Origin of the sequence: Bifidobacterium scardovii JCM 12489 = DSM 13734 (assembly GCF_001042635.1) — a bacterium.
In the GTDB taxonomy this organism is placed as follows: Bacteria; Actinomycetota; Actinomycetes; order Actinomycetales; family Bifidobacteriaceae; genus Bifidobacterium; species Bifidobacterium scardovii.
In genome coordinates this window covers 2,750,489-2,764,331 of record NZ_AP012331.1, presented here as the reverse complement: position 1 = coordinate 2,764,331, position 13,843 = coordinate 2,750,489, and the positions used below count along the sequence as shown (strand labels likewise).

13 protein-coding genes are annotated in these 13,843 nt (G+C 63.8%); 10 read left to right on the top strand and 3 right to left on the bottom strand.

Annotated elements, in window-relative coordinates; translation table 11 throughout:
- Positions 1-110: 110 nt before the first annotated feature.
- Together BBSC_RS11255 and hisC are read left to right on the top strand one after the other, a co-directional pair.
- A complete protein-coding gene (locus tag BBSC_RS11255) occupies positions 111-1,733 on the top strand; it encodes a thiamine pyrophosphate-dependent enzyme (RefSeq protein WP_033517159.1) in 1,623 nt (540 codons plus the stop codon).
- Positions 1,734-1,888: 155 nt separating this feature from the next.
- Entirely contained in the window at positions 1,889-2,974 is a 1,086-nt protein-coding gene (hisC, locus tag BBSC_RS11250; RefSeq protein ID WP_033517235.1) for a histidinol-phosphate transaminase, read from the top strand.
- Between the two features lie 142 nt (positions 2,975-3,116).
- Here the strand turns inward: hisC and BBSC_RS11245 are convergent, their stop codons facing one another.
- Positions 3,117-4,547 (bottom strand): peptide ABC transporter substrate-binding protein, encoded by a 1,431-nt coding sequence (locus tag BBSC_RS11245; RefSeq protein ID WP_033517157.1) that lies wholly within the window; start codon positions 4,545-4,547, stop codon positions 3,117-3,119.
- Between the two features lie 190 nt (positions 4,548-4,737).
- Between BBSC_RS11245 and BBSC_RS13795 the strand changes: the two genes are divergently transcribed.
- Both BBSC_RS13795 and BBSC_RS11240 read left to right on the top strand, forming a co-directional pair.
- Positions 4,738-5,337, top strand: a complete 600-nt coding sequence (locus tag BBSC_RS13795; RefSeq protein WP_144414483.1) for a hypothetical protein — start codon at positions 4,738-4,740, stop codon at positions 5,335-5,337.
- Positions 5,222-6,748, top strand: a complete 1,527-nt coding sequence (locus BBSC_RS11240; protein ID WP_051923126.1) for a hypothetical protein — start codon at positions 5,222-5,224, stop codon at positions 6,746-6,748. Before BBSC_RS13795 ends, BBSC_RS11240 begins: the two co-directional genes overlap by 116 nt.
- Before the next feature lie 61 nt (positions 6,749-6,809).
- On the opposite strand, the gene BBSC_RS11235 is transcribed toward BBSC_RS11240, so the two are convergent.
- Complete coding sequence (locus BBSC_RS11235; RefSeq protein WP_033517155.1) at positions 6,810-7,157, bottom strand: phenylpyruvate tautomerase MIF-related protein; 348 nt, start codon at positions 7,155-7,157, stop codon at positions 6,810-6,812.
- Between the two features lie 235 nt (positions 7,158-7,392).
- Here BBSC_RS11235 and BBSC_RS11230 point away from each other — a divergent pair, with 235 nt between their 5' ends.
- The 5 genes from BBSC_RS11230 to BBSC_RS11210 all read left to right on the top strand — a co-directional run bounded on the left by BBSC_RS11230 (position 7,393) and on the right by BBSC_RS11210 (position 11,601).
- The gene (locus tag BBSC_RS11230) at positions 7,393-9,060 is read left to right on the top strand and encodes an SPFH domain-containing protein (protein ID WP_048349662.1); all 1,668 of its coding nucleotides are present in this window, start codon (positions 7,393-7,395) and stop codon (positions 9,058-9,060) included.
- 108 nt (positions 9,061-9,168) lie between these two features.
- The gene (locus BBSC_RS11225) at positions 9,169-9,582 is read left to right on the top strand and encodes a hypothetical protein (RefSeq protein WP_033517149.1); all 414 of its coding nucleotides are present in this window, start codon (positions 9,169-9,171) and stop codon (positions 9,580-9,582) included.
- Positions 9,582-10,103, top strand: coding sequence for a hypothetical protein (locus BBSC_RS11220; protein WP_033517148.1), 522 nt, complete (start codon positions 9,582-9,584; stop codon positions 10,101-10,103). The genes BBSC_RS11225 and BBSC_RS11220 overlap by 1 nt, the downstream gene beginning before the upstream one ends.
- Entirely contained in the window at positions 10,100-11,035 is a 936-nt protein-coding gene (locus BBSC_RS11215; protein WP_033517146.1) for a hypothetical protein, read from the top strand. Before BBSC_RS11220 ends, BBSC_RS11215 begins: the two co-directional genes overlap by 4 nt.
- The gene (locus BBSC_RS11210) at positions 11,035-11,601 is read left to right on the top strand and encodes a hypothetical protein (protein WP_033517144.1); all 567 of its coding nucleotides are present in this window, start codon (positions 11,035-11,037) and stop codon (positions 11,599-11,601) included. Before BBSC_RS11215 ends, BBSC_RS11210 begins: the two co-directional genes overlap by 1 nt.
- A gap of 49 nt (positions 11,602-11,650) precedes the next feature.
- Here BBSC_RS11210 and BBSC_RS14025 read toward each other — a convergent pair whose 3' ends face one another.
- A complete protein-coding gene (locus BBSC_RS14025) occupies positions 11,651-11,926 on the bottom strand; it encodes a hypothetical protein (RefSeq protein ID WP_156102365.1) in 276 nt (91 codons plus the stop codon).
- Positions 11,927-12,200: 274 nt separating this feature from the next.
- On the opposite strand from BBSC_RS14025, the gene BBSC_RS14020 reads away from it, so the two are divergent.
- Positions 12,201-12,992, top strand: a complete 792-nt coding sequence (locus BBSC_RS14020) for a hypothetical protein (RefSeq protein ID WP_156102364.1) — start codon at positions 12,201-12,203, stop codon at positions 12,990-12,992.
- Positions 12,993-13,843 lie beyond the last annotated feature (851 nt).

Here is a 13,843-nt window from a genome sequence, read left to right as displayed (position 1 = left end):
CCCGCCCCTGCGCGGCGGTTCATCCCGCCGCGCAGGGCGCATACGGACAACCGACAACGAACAAACAAACGGCAAAACCGAATAGAACTGAACAGATTGGAGTATTGGCAATGACGCGATTCACCACCGGTGGCGATGCCTTGGCGGAAGCACTGATAGCGCAGGGCGTGACGACGATGTTCGGCATTCCGGGCATCCAGCTGGACGCCGCATGCGACGCGCTGTACTACCGCCGCGACCGCATCAGGTTCATCTGCGCGCGCAACGAGCAGGCCGTGACGTATATGGCCGACGGCTATGCGCGCAGCACCGGCAAGGAGGGCGTCGGCATGGTGGTGCCGGGCCCGGGGCTGCTCAACGCGCTCGCGGGGCTCGCCACGGCGTACGCGACGAATTCCCGCGTGCTGCTCATCGCGGGGCAGATCGCCACCGACAAGATCGGCAAAGGCGAGGGAGTGCTCCACGAGATCCCCGACCAGAGCGGTATCATCCACCATCTGAGCAAGTGGTCGGCCTGCGCCACGTCGGCCGAGCAGATCCCCTCGCTGGTGGAGGAGGCGTTCCGGCAGCTGCGTTCGGGTCGCCCGCGCCCAGTGGTGCTGGAGGTTCCGCCGGACGTGCTGGCCGCGCCGATCCCGCCGGATCTTGCCATTGCCCCGTATGTTTCGGGGGAGGCCGTCAAACCGGCCGAGGATACGCTGCGCCGCGCGGCCGATATGATCGCCGCCAGCGCGAGGCCGCTGCTCTACGCCGGGTCCGGCGTGCGCGGCGCCCACGCGAGCCAGGCGCTCACCGATCTGGCGCATCTGCTGAACGCCCCCGTGGTGGTCACCGAGGATGCGCGCGGCGCGATCGACGCGCGCGATCCGCTCGCGTTCGATCCGCTGGCCTTCCGCAAGCTGCGCGAATCCGCCGATCTGATCGTGTCGGTCGGCAGCCGGTGCCTCGGCAGTATCGGCGGGCCCTTGAACACGGCCGGCACGCCGTACATCTGCATCAACGTCGATGAAGCCGACCTCGGCGCGCCGCGCAAGCCGGCGCTCGCCGTGCACAGCGACGCGAAATACGCGCTCGAACGGCTCACCGCGCTGATGGAAGGATACCGCCCGGCGGCACGCGACGAGGAGTTCAAGGCCGCCCGCGATTTCGTGGCGGACTCGCTGGAGGCGGTCAGACCCCAACTGGCGTACATGAACGCGATCCGCGGCAACATCCCCGATGATGCCGTGTACGTGACGGAACTCACTCAGATCGGGTACGTGTCCGGCATCTGCTACCCGGCGTATGCTCCGGAAACCTACATCAACCCGGGATACGAGGGCACGCTCGGATACGGGTTCTCCACCGCGCTGGGCGCCCAGGCGGCGGATATGGACCGCACCGTGGTGTCGATCAGCGGCGACGGCGGGTTCGCATGGACGATGCAGGAACTGTCGACCATGGCGAAATACGAACTGCCGCTTATCGCCATCGTGTTCAACGACGGGTATTTCGGCAATGTGCACCGCATCCAGAAGAACACGTACGGCGGCCGGTTCTTCGCGTCGGACCTCAAGGACCCGGACTACATGACGCTCGCCGAAGCGTACGGCATCAAGGGGCGCCGGGTGACCGGGGCCGACGAGTTGGCGGCCGTGATGCGCGAGGAGACCGCCGCGCACGAGCTGGTGCTCATCGAGGTCCGGGTCGGCGAGTTCCCGTCGCCGTGGGCGCTGATCCACGAGGGCATCTGATCGGGGGTCGCCGCCGTCCGCGCGGGCGGCCGATGGCGATCGGTTCGATCAATCCGTTCGGCGCGAAACCGAACGGGAATAACCGGAATACCAACAACAACGGAAGCAATAGTGCGCGGGGCGTCGAGCTGCCCCGCACCGGAAAGGGAATGATCATGGAATTCAGGCGCAGGGCTGATCTGGGCAGCATGAAGGTGTACAAGCAGGGCAAGCCGGCTCCCTCGCAGAGCCAGTCGCTGAAACTGTCCAGCAACGAGAACCCGTTCGGGCCGCTGCCGTCCGTCGTCAAGGCCATCGAGGAGCAGACGCTGGGCACGCTGAATCGGTACTCCGACATGCGCGGCTGGCGGATCGTGGAACGGATCGCCGACAAGTACGGCGTCGGCGCCGATAACGTGATTCTGGGCAACGGGTCGGGCGAGAACATCAAGCAGCTGATCGAGGCGCTCGCCGGGCCGGGCGACGAGGTGGTGTTCCCGTGGCCGTCGTTCCAGGGCTACCCGGTGATGACTGCGTGCGCCGGCGCCACGCCGGTGGAAGTGCCGCTGACGAAGGATCTGCGCCACGACATCGATGCGCTGATCGCCGCGGTGACGCCCAGAACGCGACTGATGATCGTCAACAACCCGAACAACCCGACGTCGACCAGCGTTTCCAAGGAGGAGGCCGAGCGCCTGATCGAGGGCGTGCCGGACGACCTGATCGTGCTGTTCGACGAGGCGTATTTCCAGTTCAACACCGATCCGGACGCCTCCGTGGCCATGGACCTGTTCGACGCGCACCCGAACGTCGCGGTGGCGCACACCTTCTCCAAGGCGTATGGATTGGCCGGACTGCGCATCGGATACTGCATCGCGCACGAGGACGTCATCTCGGAGATGATGAAGGCGCGTCTGCCGTTCAGTGTGACCGACATGGCGCAGGTCGCCGCAGTGGCGTCCATGGACGCGCAGGACGAGTTGGACGAGCGCGTGCGCGCCATAGTGGCCGAGCGTGGCCGGGTGGTCGATGCCATCCGCGCGATGGGCTGGTTCCTTCCGGAGCCGGAGGGTAATTTCTTCTGGGTGCCGCTGCGCGAACAGACGGCTCAGGCCGCACAGGCATTCGACGAGGCGAAGATCTCCGTGCGTGTGACGCCGGGGGAGGGTCTGCGCATCACCATCGGCAGCAAGGAGGCCAACGATGCGGTGATCGCCGTATTCGAGGCCCTGAACGCGCAGGGCGTCCGCTCGGTGCGGTAGGTGTGGTGCACCGGTTGAGCGAATGACGGAGCTCCCCTCGCGGAGGGGAGCATAGTACACGAACTCACGACGCGGGATACTGGCAACAAAAAAACTGGGTATGGCCAAAGGCCATACCCAGCCAGAATTGCCGCTACGCGATCTACTTCTTGGTGATCGAAGTCATGATCGGGCCGCCCGAGTAATTGAATTTCACACCGGAAACATCAAGGGTGCTTGCCGAGGTGCCGTTCTCGTTCCACAGCGGAATCTGGGGCAGGTCCTGCATGAGCAGCGCCTCGCCCTGGTGGTAGTAGTCGTTGGCGGAATCCGAGGACGACGCCGACAGCGCCTTGTCCATCAGCGCGTCGAACGCCGGGTTCTTGTAGTTGACGATGTTGGCGCCCTTGCCGTCCGCGGAGCTGGAGGCGAACAGCTGCACAAGATAGTTGTCCGGCGACGGGTAATCGGGGCCCCAGCCGGAGCGGAAGGCGGTGGTCATCTTGCCGGCGTCGACATCCGAGGCGAACTCGGAGGCCGTGGCCATCGGCGAGCCTTGGGCGGAGATGCCCAGCGTGTTCTTGATCGAGTTGCTCACCGCGTCGACCCATGCCTTGTGCCCGCCGTCGGCGTTGTAGGCGATCCTGAAATCGCCGTTCCACGGGGAGATGGCGTTGGCCTTGGCCCACAGTTCCTTGGCCTTGGCGGCGTTGAAGCTGAGCGCGTCGTTGCCTTTGATGTCGGTGGAATACCCGTTGATCGGCTTGGCCAGGAAGTCCACGGCCGGAGACACCGTGTCGTTGAAGATCTTCTTGGCGATGAGATTGCGGTCGACGGCCATCGAGATCGCCTGCCTGCGCAGCGATCCTTCCTCGTTCTGCCCGAAATGCTTGAGATTCTCGGGGACGGCGATGGTCAGGGTGCCGCCGCCGGGCATGTTGTATGCCTTGATCGACTTGTCGGTCAGGAAACTGCCTCGCGAGGACGCCGGAATCATGGATGTGAAGTCGAGATTGCCGCTCTTGAGATCGGCGAACGCCGATTCCGGGGACGTGTAGATCTTGAAGGTCAGCCCGTCGTTCTTCGGGACCCGGTTGCCGTGGTAATCGGGGTTCTTCGTCATGACGATGCTGCTGTTATGGGTCCAGGACTCGAACTTATAGGGGCCGTTGCCGACCGGGTGCTCGCCGAAAGTCTTCGGATCCTTGAACGCCGACTCGGGCAGCGGCATGAATGCGTGGCTGCCCATCTTGACAGGGAAGGCGGAGTCCGGCTGGCTCATGCGCACGTCGATGGTCTTGTCGTCGACGGCCTTGAGCCCCGACAGCGTCGCCTTGGGGTCGACGCCGTTCTCCTGCAGCTTGCCGTCCTCGTACGTCACCAGGCCGGCGAACAGCTCGTCGACCACCCATCCGCCGCCCGATTCGGTGGTGTTGCCCGGGAACAACGGATGCGCCGGCTCGCTGCCGTATACCGAAATGATGTCTTTGCCCGAGTTGCCCGCGCCGGCGTTGGTTCCGCTGGTTCCGCAGCCCGCCAACAGCATAACCGCCGAGAGCGCCGCGGCCAACGCTGCGCCATGATGTCTGTACATGCTTGATTCCCTCTGCTCGTTGCATGGTGTCCGCGAAAACCCGTGAACACGGCATGAGTGTAGGAATCGATTAACTATCTATGTAATAAAACTGGTGGTGGACGCCGGCGTAGCGTCAGCCGCGCTGCACGCCATACCCACTATGGCCATAAAAGCGTGTTCCCCCGCGAATTGTGGTATTGGTGGAGCCATGGGTGATCTTCCATCCAATAATGCATATAACGTTACGGTGGAATGCGGCGACGCATTGACGATCGGCAATGCGGCGGTGGCCCGCGAGTTTTCGATGGACGACGGGCGGCTGTCCACGGCGCGGATCGTCAACCGGCGCGCCGGTACCGCATTCGTCCCGTCCGCCAACAGCGTTGAATTCGCCGTCATGGCGACGCGGACGGCAACGGAGCACGCGGACGGCGTGGAGGGTCCTGTGGCCGGTGAACGGCGTGGGTTCTCATCCGACGACCTGATATTGGCTGGTGCGCCGTCGGTTCGCGACGTCGTATGCCCGGCGGGTGATGTGCGCGCGCTCCTCCGGTCGGGCGGCAGCGGACAATCCGCCGTGCTGTCGCATCCGGATGGCGGCCGCCACGGCAAGGAAGTCGTCTTCCCGTTCCTGCCATACCGGTTCCGCGGGGTCGACTACACGATACGCGAGCACGTCATCATGGCCGACCGTGCTCGGCGCGGCGCGCAGCCGCGACAACGCCGTCATCCGCGCCGATTTCCTGCGCTACATCGCCGACATCGCCACGCCGACCAGGTTCCGGATCCAATACAACTCCTGGCTTGACAACATGATGACGATCGACGACAGGAATATCCTCGCCTCGTTCCAAGCCGTCGCCGACCATCTGCGCAAGGCCGGCGAAAGGCCGCTTGACAGCTATGTGGCGGACGACGGGTGGAACAACTACAACGACACCGATGTTTCCGTGGACGAGGCCTGTTCCGGCACCGGCCGCAACACGTCCGGATTCTGGTCGTTCAACTCCAAGTTCCCGCAGGGGTTCGGGCCGGCCAGCGCCTTGGCGAGCCGGCTCGGCAGCCATTTCGGCGCATGGATCGGACCGCGCGGCGGCTACGATTTCTACGGGAACCTCGCGAACATCCTGACCGCCAGCGGCAAGGGATCCTGCGCTGGCGGCTCCGTCGACGTCGCCGACCGCACGTACGCCGCACAATTCTCGGATATGGTGCGGCGTTGGCAGCACGACTACCGGATCAATTACTGGAAGTGGGACGGTTTCGCCGACGAGGAGCAGTACGCCGCGTTCCCGGCGGCCGACGGCGTGCCCGGTTATGCGAACCGCCATATGACCGGCGGATTCCACCACATGTACCATGTGACCGATCTGTGGGAGGCGTGGATCGGCGTGATGCGCGAGGCCCGCGCCGATGCGGCCGATCTGGGCATCGACCTGTGGATCTCCCTGACCTGCTACCTCAATCCCAGCCCGTGGCTGCTGCAATGGGCGAATTCGGTATGGCTGCAATGCGGCTACGATCAGGCCGATGCGGGGGCGAGCCCCAGCAAGATGGATCGGCAGCTTACGTACCGGGATGCCGCATACTACGACTTCATCAGAAGGCACGAGTTCCAGTTCCCGCTGGAGCACCTGTACAACCACGACCCGATTTACGGCAAGCACGGCACCGGCATCACCGCCGATACGGCTGACGAGGCGCAGTTCAGGAACTATCTGATCACGCAGGCCAGCCGCGGCACCGCGTTCTGGGAGCTGTACCTGTCCGCAAGCCTCATGAGCGAGGCCAAGTGGCGGATCCTGGCTGAAGCGCTGCGGTGGGCGGAGGATAATCACCATATCCTGCGCCATGCGGTGATGTTCGGCGGGTCGCCGAACCGGGCGATCCGGCTCGACAGCCGCACCAACGGCGAGGATCTGGGCAGCCCGTACGGGTTCTCCGCATTCGATGGCACGGATGGGCTGGCGATGATGCGCAATCCCTCGACGCGCCCCGCCGATATCGCCTACCGGTTCGACGCGGGCAATGGCGCGCCGGCCGATCCTGGCGCCTGTCGGGTCTCCGTCGAACACGCCTATAATCCGACTGATCCGGCCGAAACCAAGGACACGCCAAGCGATCCACGAGTGGCGGATGCGCAAGGCTTCGTCTACGGACGAACCTACACGTTCACGCTGCAGCCGGACGAGTCGGTCACGCTGCGCGTGCGGCGCTGAGCACGAAATGGACGATGCCATATCTGGCTCCCCTCGGAGAGGAGAGCCAGTGCTCGGGGGACTAGAAGTTGCCGCCGTTCCAGCCCCAGTCGGTGGTGGCGGTGTAGCGGATGTACGTGCGGTCCTCGGGGATGCCGAGTTCGCTGCTGAGCGCGGCCATGATCGACTTGGTCAGCTTTTCCCAAGCCGAGCCGGGCACGGAGCGGCCGAACACGTTCACCTCGACGTATGCGGCGGGGGCGCTGTCGTCGCCGCCGAAGTAGATCGGCATGTTGTCCTCGAACGGGCACATCAGCCAGCCTTCGGACTTGCCGGGAACCGCGGTGATCGCCTTGCCGTACGCGGCCTTCAGCGCCTCGCGCTGCTCGGGCGTGGTCTTGACCGAAACATGGGTGTGAATGACGGGCATGATTCCTCCTTGATTGGATGATGCCAATTGGGCTACACCACCATCCTAATCTCGCTCGGCACTTTCGCGCAGGCAATATCCGAGGTGATACCCGGCAGCGCTCCCGGTGCCCCCCGAGCCGCCGTCACGGCAACGCGGCGACTCATATTGCGAAACGTGATACCCCCGTTGATATACACGTCGTACACTATTGCCTAACGGAGAAGGTATCAAGGGTAATCAAGGGGGACACAACATGCCGTTGCATCTCATTGACGTCGTGCGCTACTCCGGCGGCGACACCACCAATATTCTGGCGTGGAAGGAGCCGAACACTACACTGAAGCCGGGCACCAAGCTCGAGGTGATGCCACACCAGCTGGCGATTTTCATCAAGTCCGGCCGCGTGGCGGAGATGTACCGGGAAGGGCGCCATGAGGTCGCCGGCCAAAGCACACCGTTCCTGACCGGCGTGACCAAGATGTTCACCGGCGGCGTGGACCCGTACTCCGCCATACTGTACTTCATCAACAAGCCGGACCAGATCGGCATCCAATGGGGCACCGCCGATCCGATCCAGATCCCCGTGCCGGGAACGGTCAGCGCGCGTTCCGGCGGCCTGTCCCTCCCCGCCGGCGCCCATGGCCGCTATTCCGTAACGCTGGATTACGAGAAAAGCGATGACCCGCAGGTCGTCGAGCGCAACATGCAGCGGGTGGAGGCGTTCTTCGAACAGTTCGTCTCCGGGCATGATGTGGTCACGCGCAAGGATGTGTCCCGCCTGATCAGCCAACGGGCCAATAGCGTCATCCGCACGATGATCGCTCAGGCGTTCATCAAGCTCAACATCCCCATCAACCAGATCGACGCCAGCACCGCGCAGATCGGCGACGTCATCGCCAAGCAGCTTGAAGTCAACGGCGTGTTCAAGGAGTTTGAGGAACGCTACGGGCTGAAGCTGCTGGATTTCACGCTCGATGCCATTTCCATAGACAAGAGCAGTGCCGCGTATCTTACGTACAGCAAGCTTGCGAACAGGGTCGAGGAACGGGCCGCGACCGCGGAATCCAAGCTGTACGACGATCAGCTCGACGCCCAAGGCGCCATGGCGCACACCGACGCCGCCGCCTACGACCAGCAGCAGCGCGGGTACACGTATCAGCAGGCGCGCACGATGGACGTGCTGCAGGCCGCCGCCGAAAACACCGGCACCGGGTCCGACCTGATGAACGGCGCGATCGGCCTTGGCGTGGGTCTGCATGCCGGTGGCGCGATCGTCAACGGTCTGGGGGCGGCGCTCGCCTCCACCGGTACCCCCGACTTCGCGTCGCTGGTGACGCCGCCGATCTCCGGGCCGAATGCCGGTGCCGCGCCGACCGGTCAGCCGGCAGAAGCGGCTCCGACTGGCTCGGGCGCGGCTCCTGACGGAGCCGAGACGCCGGCCCCGGCGGCTTCGGAGGCTTCAGCCCCCGCTGATGCGGCCGTCGCTGCCCCGACCGGCACGGATCAGGAGTCGCTGGCTCAGGCGGCCGCCCAGTTCGTGGCCGCGCATGGCGGGCAGCAACTGGATCCCGATCAGGTGCAGGCCGCGATTCAGGCATATCTTGCGCAGCAGGGTGCGGCTCAGCAGGGTTCCGGCACGGAACAGGCTGGTGCCGCCGGACAGTCGGGCGCGGATCAGCGGCCTACGGTGCCTCTGGCATCTCCGAATACGACCTTGGATCCCGCCGAGCGGCTTACGGTGCCGCTGCCGTCCCCGGATGCGGCTTCGGCTTCCTCGGCTTCCGCCGCTCAGTCGGCCCCTGCGGCCCCTGCGGCCGATCCGGTCGAGTCGCTCGGCAAGCTCAAGCAGCTGCACGATCTGGGGCTGATCACCGACGAGCAGTTCACCGCCAAGCAGCAGGAGATCCTCTCCCGCCTGTGATGAGTGGTCGGTGAGATGAGCGGTCGGGCGCCGATGCGTCGGTCGAACCGGTAGGTGAGTCGGTCGATCGCGCCACCCCGAGAGAAGCACTATCAAGAAGGAATCATTATGAAGAACAAGCAACCTGCCATTTTCGCCGTGCTGGCCACGGTGGTCATTGATATCATCATGCTGCTGATCCCGCACACGAACACGCTCGCGTTCTGGATCGCGTTCACGACGCTCACGCTCAGCGGCCTGCTGTTCCTGGTGCCGATGCTGGTCAAGCCGCCGAGCGACTACACCACGCGCGTGCCGATCTTCGCCGCGCTGGGCGTGAACTACGTGATCCAGATCGTGCTCACCTTCGTCTCCAACACCGGACTGTGGCGCCTGACCGTGATCGTCGCGCTGCTGCTGTTCCTGGCGCTCGCCGCCGTCGCACTGCTGACCTCGCTCTCGGAGCAGAAGAACGATGAGGCGAACGCGCGGCTGGAGCAGGAATCCGCCAACCGCTTCGTGCCGAAGCAGGGCGGCTTCTGATGAAGGCGCTGTTCGCCAAGCGCCTGTTCGTCCGTGTGATGTCGTGCATATGGATCGTCACGATTCTCAGCATGACCGCGACGGCGCTGTTCTTGGCCGTATTGTTCGGCATGGACTGGTTGTCCCGGCAGCCGGGCATGGCCCAGGAGATGGCTGATCCCCAGACCCAGAAGATGCTGGGGGATCTACGTCTCGTCATGTCGGTGATCCGCCCTGCGCTCCTTCCCCTTGCCGTCCTCATGCTGGCCACGGTGCTGGGCGCGATCGTCACGATGACGATGTCGCAGGACGTCTTCGATACCTATAATTCGCGGACCTTCAGCCAGGCATCCGGTCGCATCGCGACCGAGATGGGCTACGATCCGACGATGCAACGCACCGGTGCGCGCCTGAACGAGACCTATGGCTTCCACGGCGTCCACACCAGCCACACGGACCAGACCAGCTACGTCAATGCGGCTTCGTCAGGTGGTGCAGCGCCGGGCGGCACGTCGCCGCAGCGCGGAAACGGCGGTCAATGATGGAGCTGCTTAATCTTTTGGTCATGCTGGTGTTGGTGCTGGCCTTCCTTGCTCTGTTGATCGGCGTGCCGCTCGGCTTGGTGTGGCTGCTGATCAAGGGTCTTGGTCGCTTGGCGGGCAACCGGAACAAAGCGATGTATTTCCTGCAGCCACTTATCGGCATATTCTTCCTGTCCACCGGACTGGGCGGGCTGAGTGCAGTACCGTCGTCTCAGACCTCCTTCGGCTCATTGGCCTTTTCCTTGGCTGTGGCGGTCGGTGGAGCCGCGGCGCTGGTATACGCGGTCCGCGACGAGTGGAACCAATCGAAGCAGCTGTATGAGCTGCGCCTGAGCACGAACGCGCGCGTGCAGCGGCATATCGACATGGAAACGCAACATTCAGTGGATTGGCGCGCCGCTTCGGGGATCACTTCGACGGGCATCAAACAGCTGCGTTGCCCGGCTTGCGGAAATATGTGCGTCCTGCCGATGGGGCATGCCGTGATATGTGCTTCGTGTTTGAACCCGGTTTCGATGACTGCCGACCTATATGTGGAGAACGGCAGTATCGCGCACGGCATCGCACCGGACGATATTGCGGGATCGTCGCAGCCGTCCGCGGCCCCTGCTCCCAAGGTTGCGGTGGCGACGGCAAGCGCTCCGGTCACGACTCCGGCGAATGCCGCCGCCGGTCCACGCCCTCGGCAGGTGCACGCGATGGATGGTCGCGCGCTGTGGGGCGACAGCACGATCGTCAAGTTCCTGTGCCCGCATTGCGGCAAGCAAAGCATCGGCTTCGCCGGTCGGTCTCGCCGGTGCCTGGGGTGCGGCGGCCAGCTGGTCGCCAACGATATCGTAGCTGACAAACTGGGAGCAAGTTGGAACGCCGTGAGCAATGCAAACGGCGTGACCTATGCGCAATCCCAGCCGAAACGGGAAGGAGGCCGCTGATGGCGCGGAATACGGGCAAGAAGTCCAAGGCCACCGATTTCGCGGTGCGCCCGGTCGATACGGTGCAACAGCGGGCGCATGCGCGCGACAAGCGGCTGATGATCATCTACGGCGTCGGTTCGGTGCTGTATGTGGCGCTGTTTGTCGCGGCGTTCTGGGGATTCTACCGGTTTCTCTTCCTCACCTCGTTTAGAACCGGGTTCACCAAGGCACTGAGCGTGGGCGACAGTGCTCGGATATCCGCTGCGGATCAGGCGTCCATTGCCAAGTTCGCGGCGGTCTGTTATCTCGTCATGTTCCTGATAATTATGGTCGTGCCTATGATCGTGACGATCATCAATTTCGTCACGCGTCTGAGGCGCTGGCGCCGTTATGTGTACTGCTCCTCGCCGCGGTATCTGCAGTCGCTGGTCGACGGGCAGGCCGATCAGGCCACCAAGGAGACCCTGTTGCGGGTCGTCAAGGAACTGTCGTATGTCAATCGGCAGTGCCCGAATGACCATTTTTGGCTGTGGACTCCGGCTGAAGGCTTGGTCGAATGCCCGTACTGCCATCGGATGGTGTGATGCCACGAGCGTGGTCTGGGTGGAGCCGATAGGCATGGAGAGATAGGGATCATATGGTTCGGGGAATCATTGCGTTCATCATCGCCGAAGTAGTGCTGGGGATGTTGAACTTCAACGGATTGCTGGCGTTCATCATCGCCGTTGCGATCGGCGTGTTCGTGGCCAAGTCGGCGCCGGCGAAGGCGCCCAAGAGCGCGAATGGCAATGTGCGGAACAAAGCACGGAACGGTGCCGATGGCACGTCGGGGATGCCGTGGACGCCGGATGACGAGTCCGGTGCGGCGAGTGGGGCGCCGAGCGGTGCCGCGAGCGGCGCTGCGCGCATGCCGTATGGCTCGCAGAATGGTGCCTCAGCCGGCGCATATGCCGGTGATAACGCTGGTGGGCGTCGGGACGGGCAGCGCGGCGCGCGTGGCGGCGCGCAGGAGCCGGGCGCTTTCGGTGCAAGTGGCGTAGGTGTTGGGAAAAGTGCGCCTGCCGGGAATCGTCCCGCTGATACGAGCGTTCCCCTCGATCGCTCCACGGCGCCGAAACCCGAACCGGCCTCCAAGCCGATCGTCTTCGACGGTCCGGTGACGGTGCGATCCGACGGTTCTTCGATGCGTACCGCGGAGGGTGCCGACTGCGACAGTCCGGTCGGGTCGGATTATGACAATCCGCTGCCACAGACCGCGAACGCGACGGGCGCCGGCCCGGTGAATCCGTCGGAATACGTGTCTGGATATGACGCATCCGGCGATAACGGGAATCGGTATTCCGAGATCGTGCCGTGGCGCGAGTCGATCGATCCGGGCGAGTACGACCTTTTCTCCCTGACGCAGACGATGCTGGAACACAATGATCATGTCCGTGGCGTCCCGTCCGACAAGACCTTGGCGCGGCTGCTGGTGCACGGCAATGTCCTGAATCGCGGCTATTCGTGGTGGTCGCTGCCGGTGCCCGGCATGCCGAACGTCACCGCGGACGGCGTGCTGCTGCTGGACGGCGTGCTATGGGTGTTCGACACCCATGGGTACCAGGCCGATGCGGATCATCTGTTCACGGGCGAGCCGGCCGGAGCTCAGGAGGTGGACTCGCTGGTGCTCAAGCGGCGTGGACAGGACAAGGCGGAGCGGATCTACCGCGATCTCGCCGAACCGGGGGATGTCGCTTCCGCGCTTGCCGAGGAATTCCCGATGCTGCAGGTGCGGCCGGTCGTGCTGCTGAACCCGTCCAAGGACGGTACGGCGGCCATCGTGTCTCCTATGACCTTGCCCGGCGGCGTGGCGTTCGACCAGGCGATTCCGTTCGTGCAGGAGACGTTGCGGCCTCTGATCGTGGATTCGGCCGGGACCAAGCGTCCGCCGCATCCGCTGGTCATGGAGCAGCTCGACTATCTGTTGAAGCGGTAGCGGCGGCGGGTGGTGCTGAGCGGGGCTTTCGTGCTATGGGGTAGAGGATTCGCTTCGGTTTTGTGGTTTTGCCGGGGTATTGCTTCTACGGAGTAGTGGTTTTGCCTCGCTGAGCTGCTTCTGAGCGGAGTATTCCTTCGACAGGCTCGTTGTTTCGGGTCGTTGACACGCTTGAGCGGGGTCGCTTGTACTACGGAGTAATAGGCGGGCTTCGCGGGGCCGTTGCTATGCGGGGCATGCCTTCTACGGGGTAGGGGATTCTTTTCGGCTATTAGGTTCAGCGGGGCATTGCTTCCGCAGAGTAGTGGTTCTGCCTCGCTATGCTGCTGAGCGGGTCGGTTGTACTACGGGGTAGTGGTCGGGCTTTGCTGAGGTGTTGCTGGGTGGGGCATGTCTTCTGCGGGGTAGGGGATTCGTTTCGCTTGCGTAGCTCGGCGGGGTATTGCTTCTGCAGGGTGGTTGCTTTGCCGCACTGAGGTGGTGCTGAGCGTGGCATTCGTGCTATGGGGTGGAGGATTCGTTTCGGTTTCTTGGTTTTGCGGGGGTATTACTTCTGCAAGATCGTTGTGTTGCCCCGTTGACGTGCCTCTGAGCAGGTTGTTGCTTCTGCAGGGTAGAAGATATACCCCGCTGATGTGAGTTCAGTGCGGCGCATCTGGTATGGGCTAAGCGGAATGCCTCGGTGAGGGGACGAGGAGGTAATCATTCTCACAATCATTCTTGCCGCTTCTTGCTGCTTCTCGCTCTTTTCCGCTTTTCCCGCCGCCCCTCACCATCCCAAAAATGCAAAGGTGCTGCGCGCTCCCCGGTATCCCAACGCCCGGCGCGGCGTGCAAGGGAACGGTGCAAAT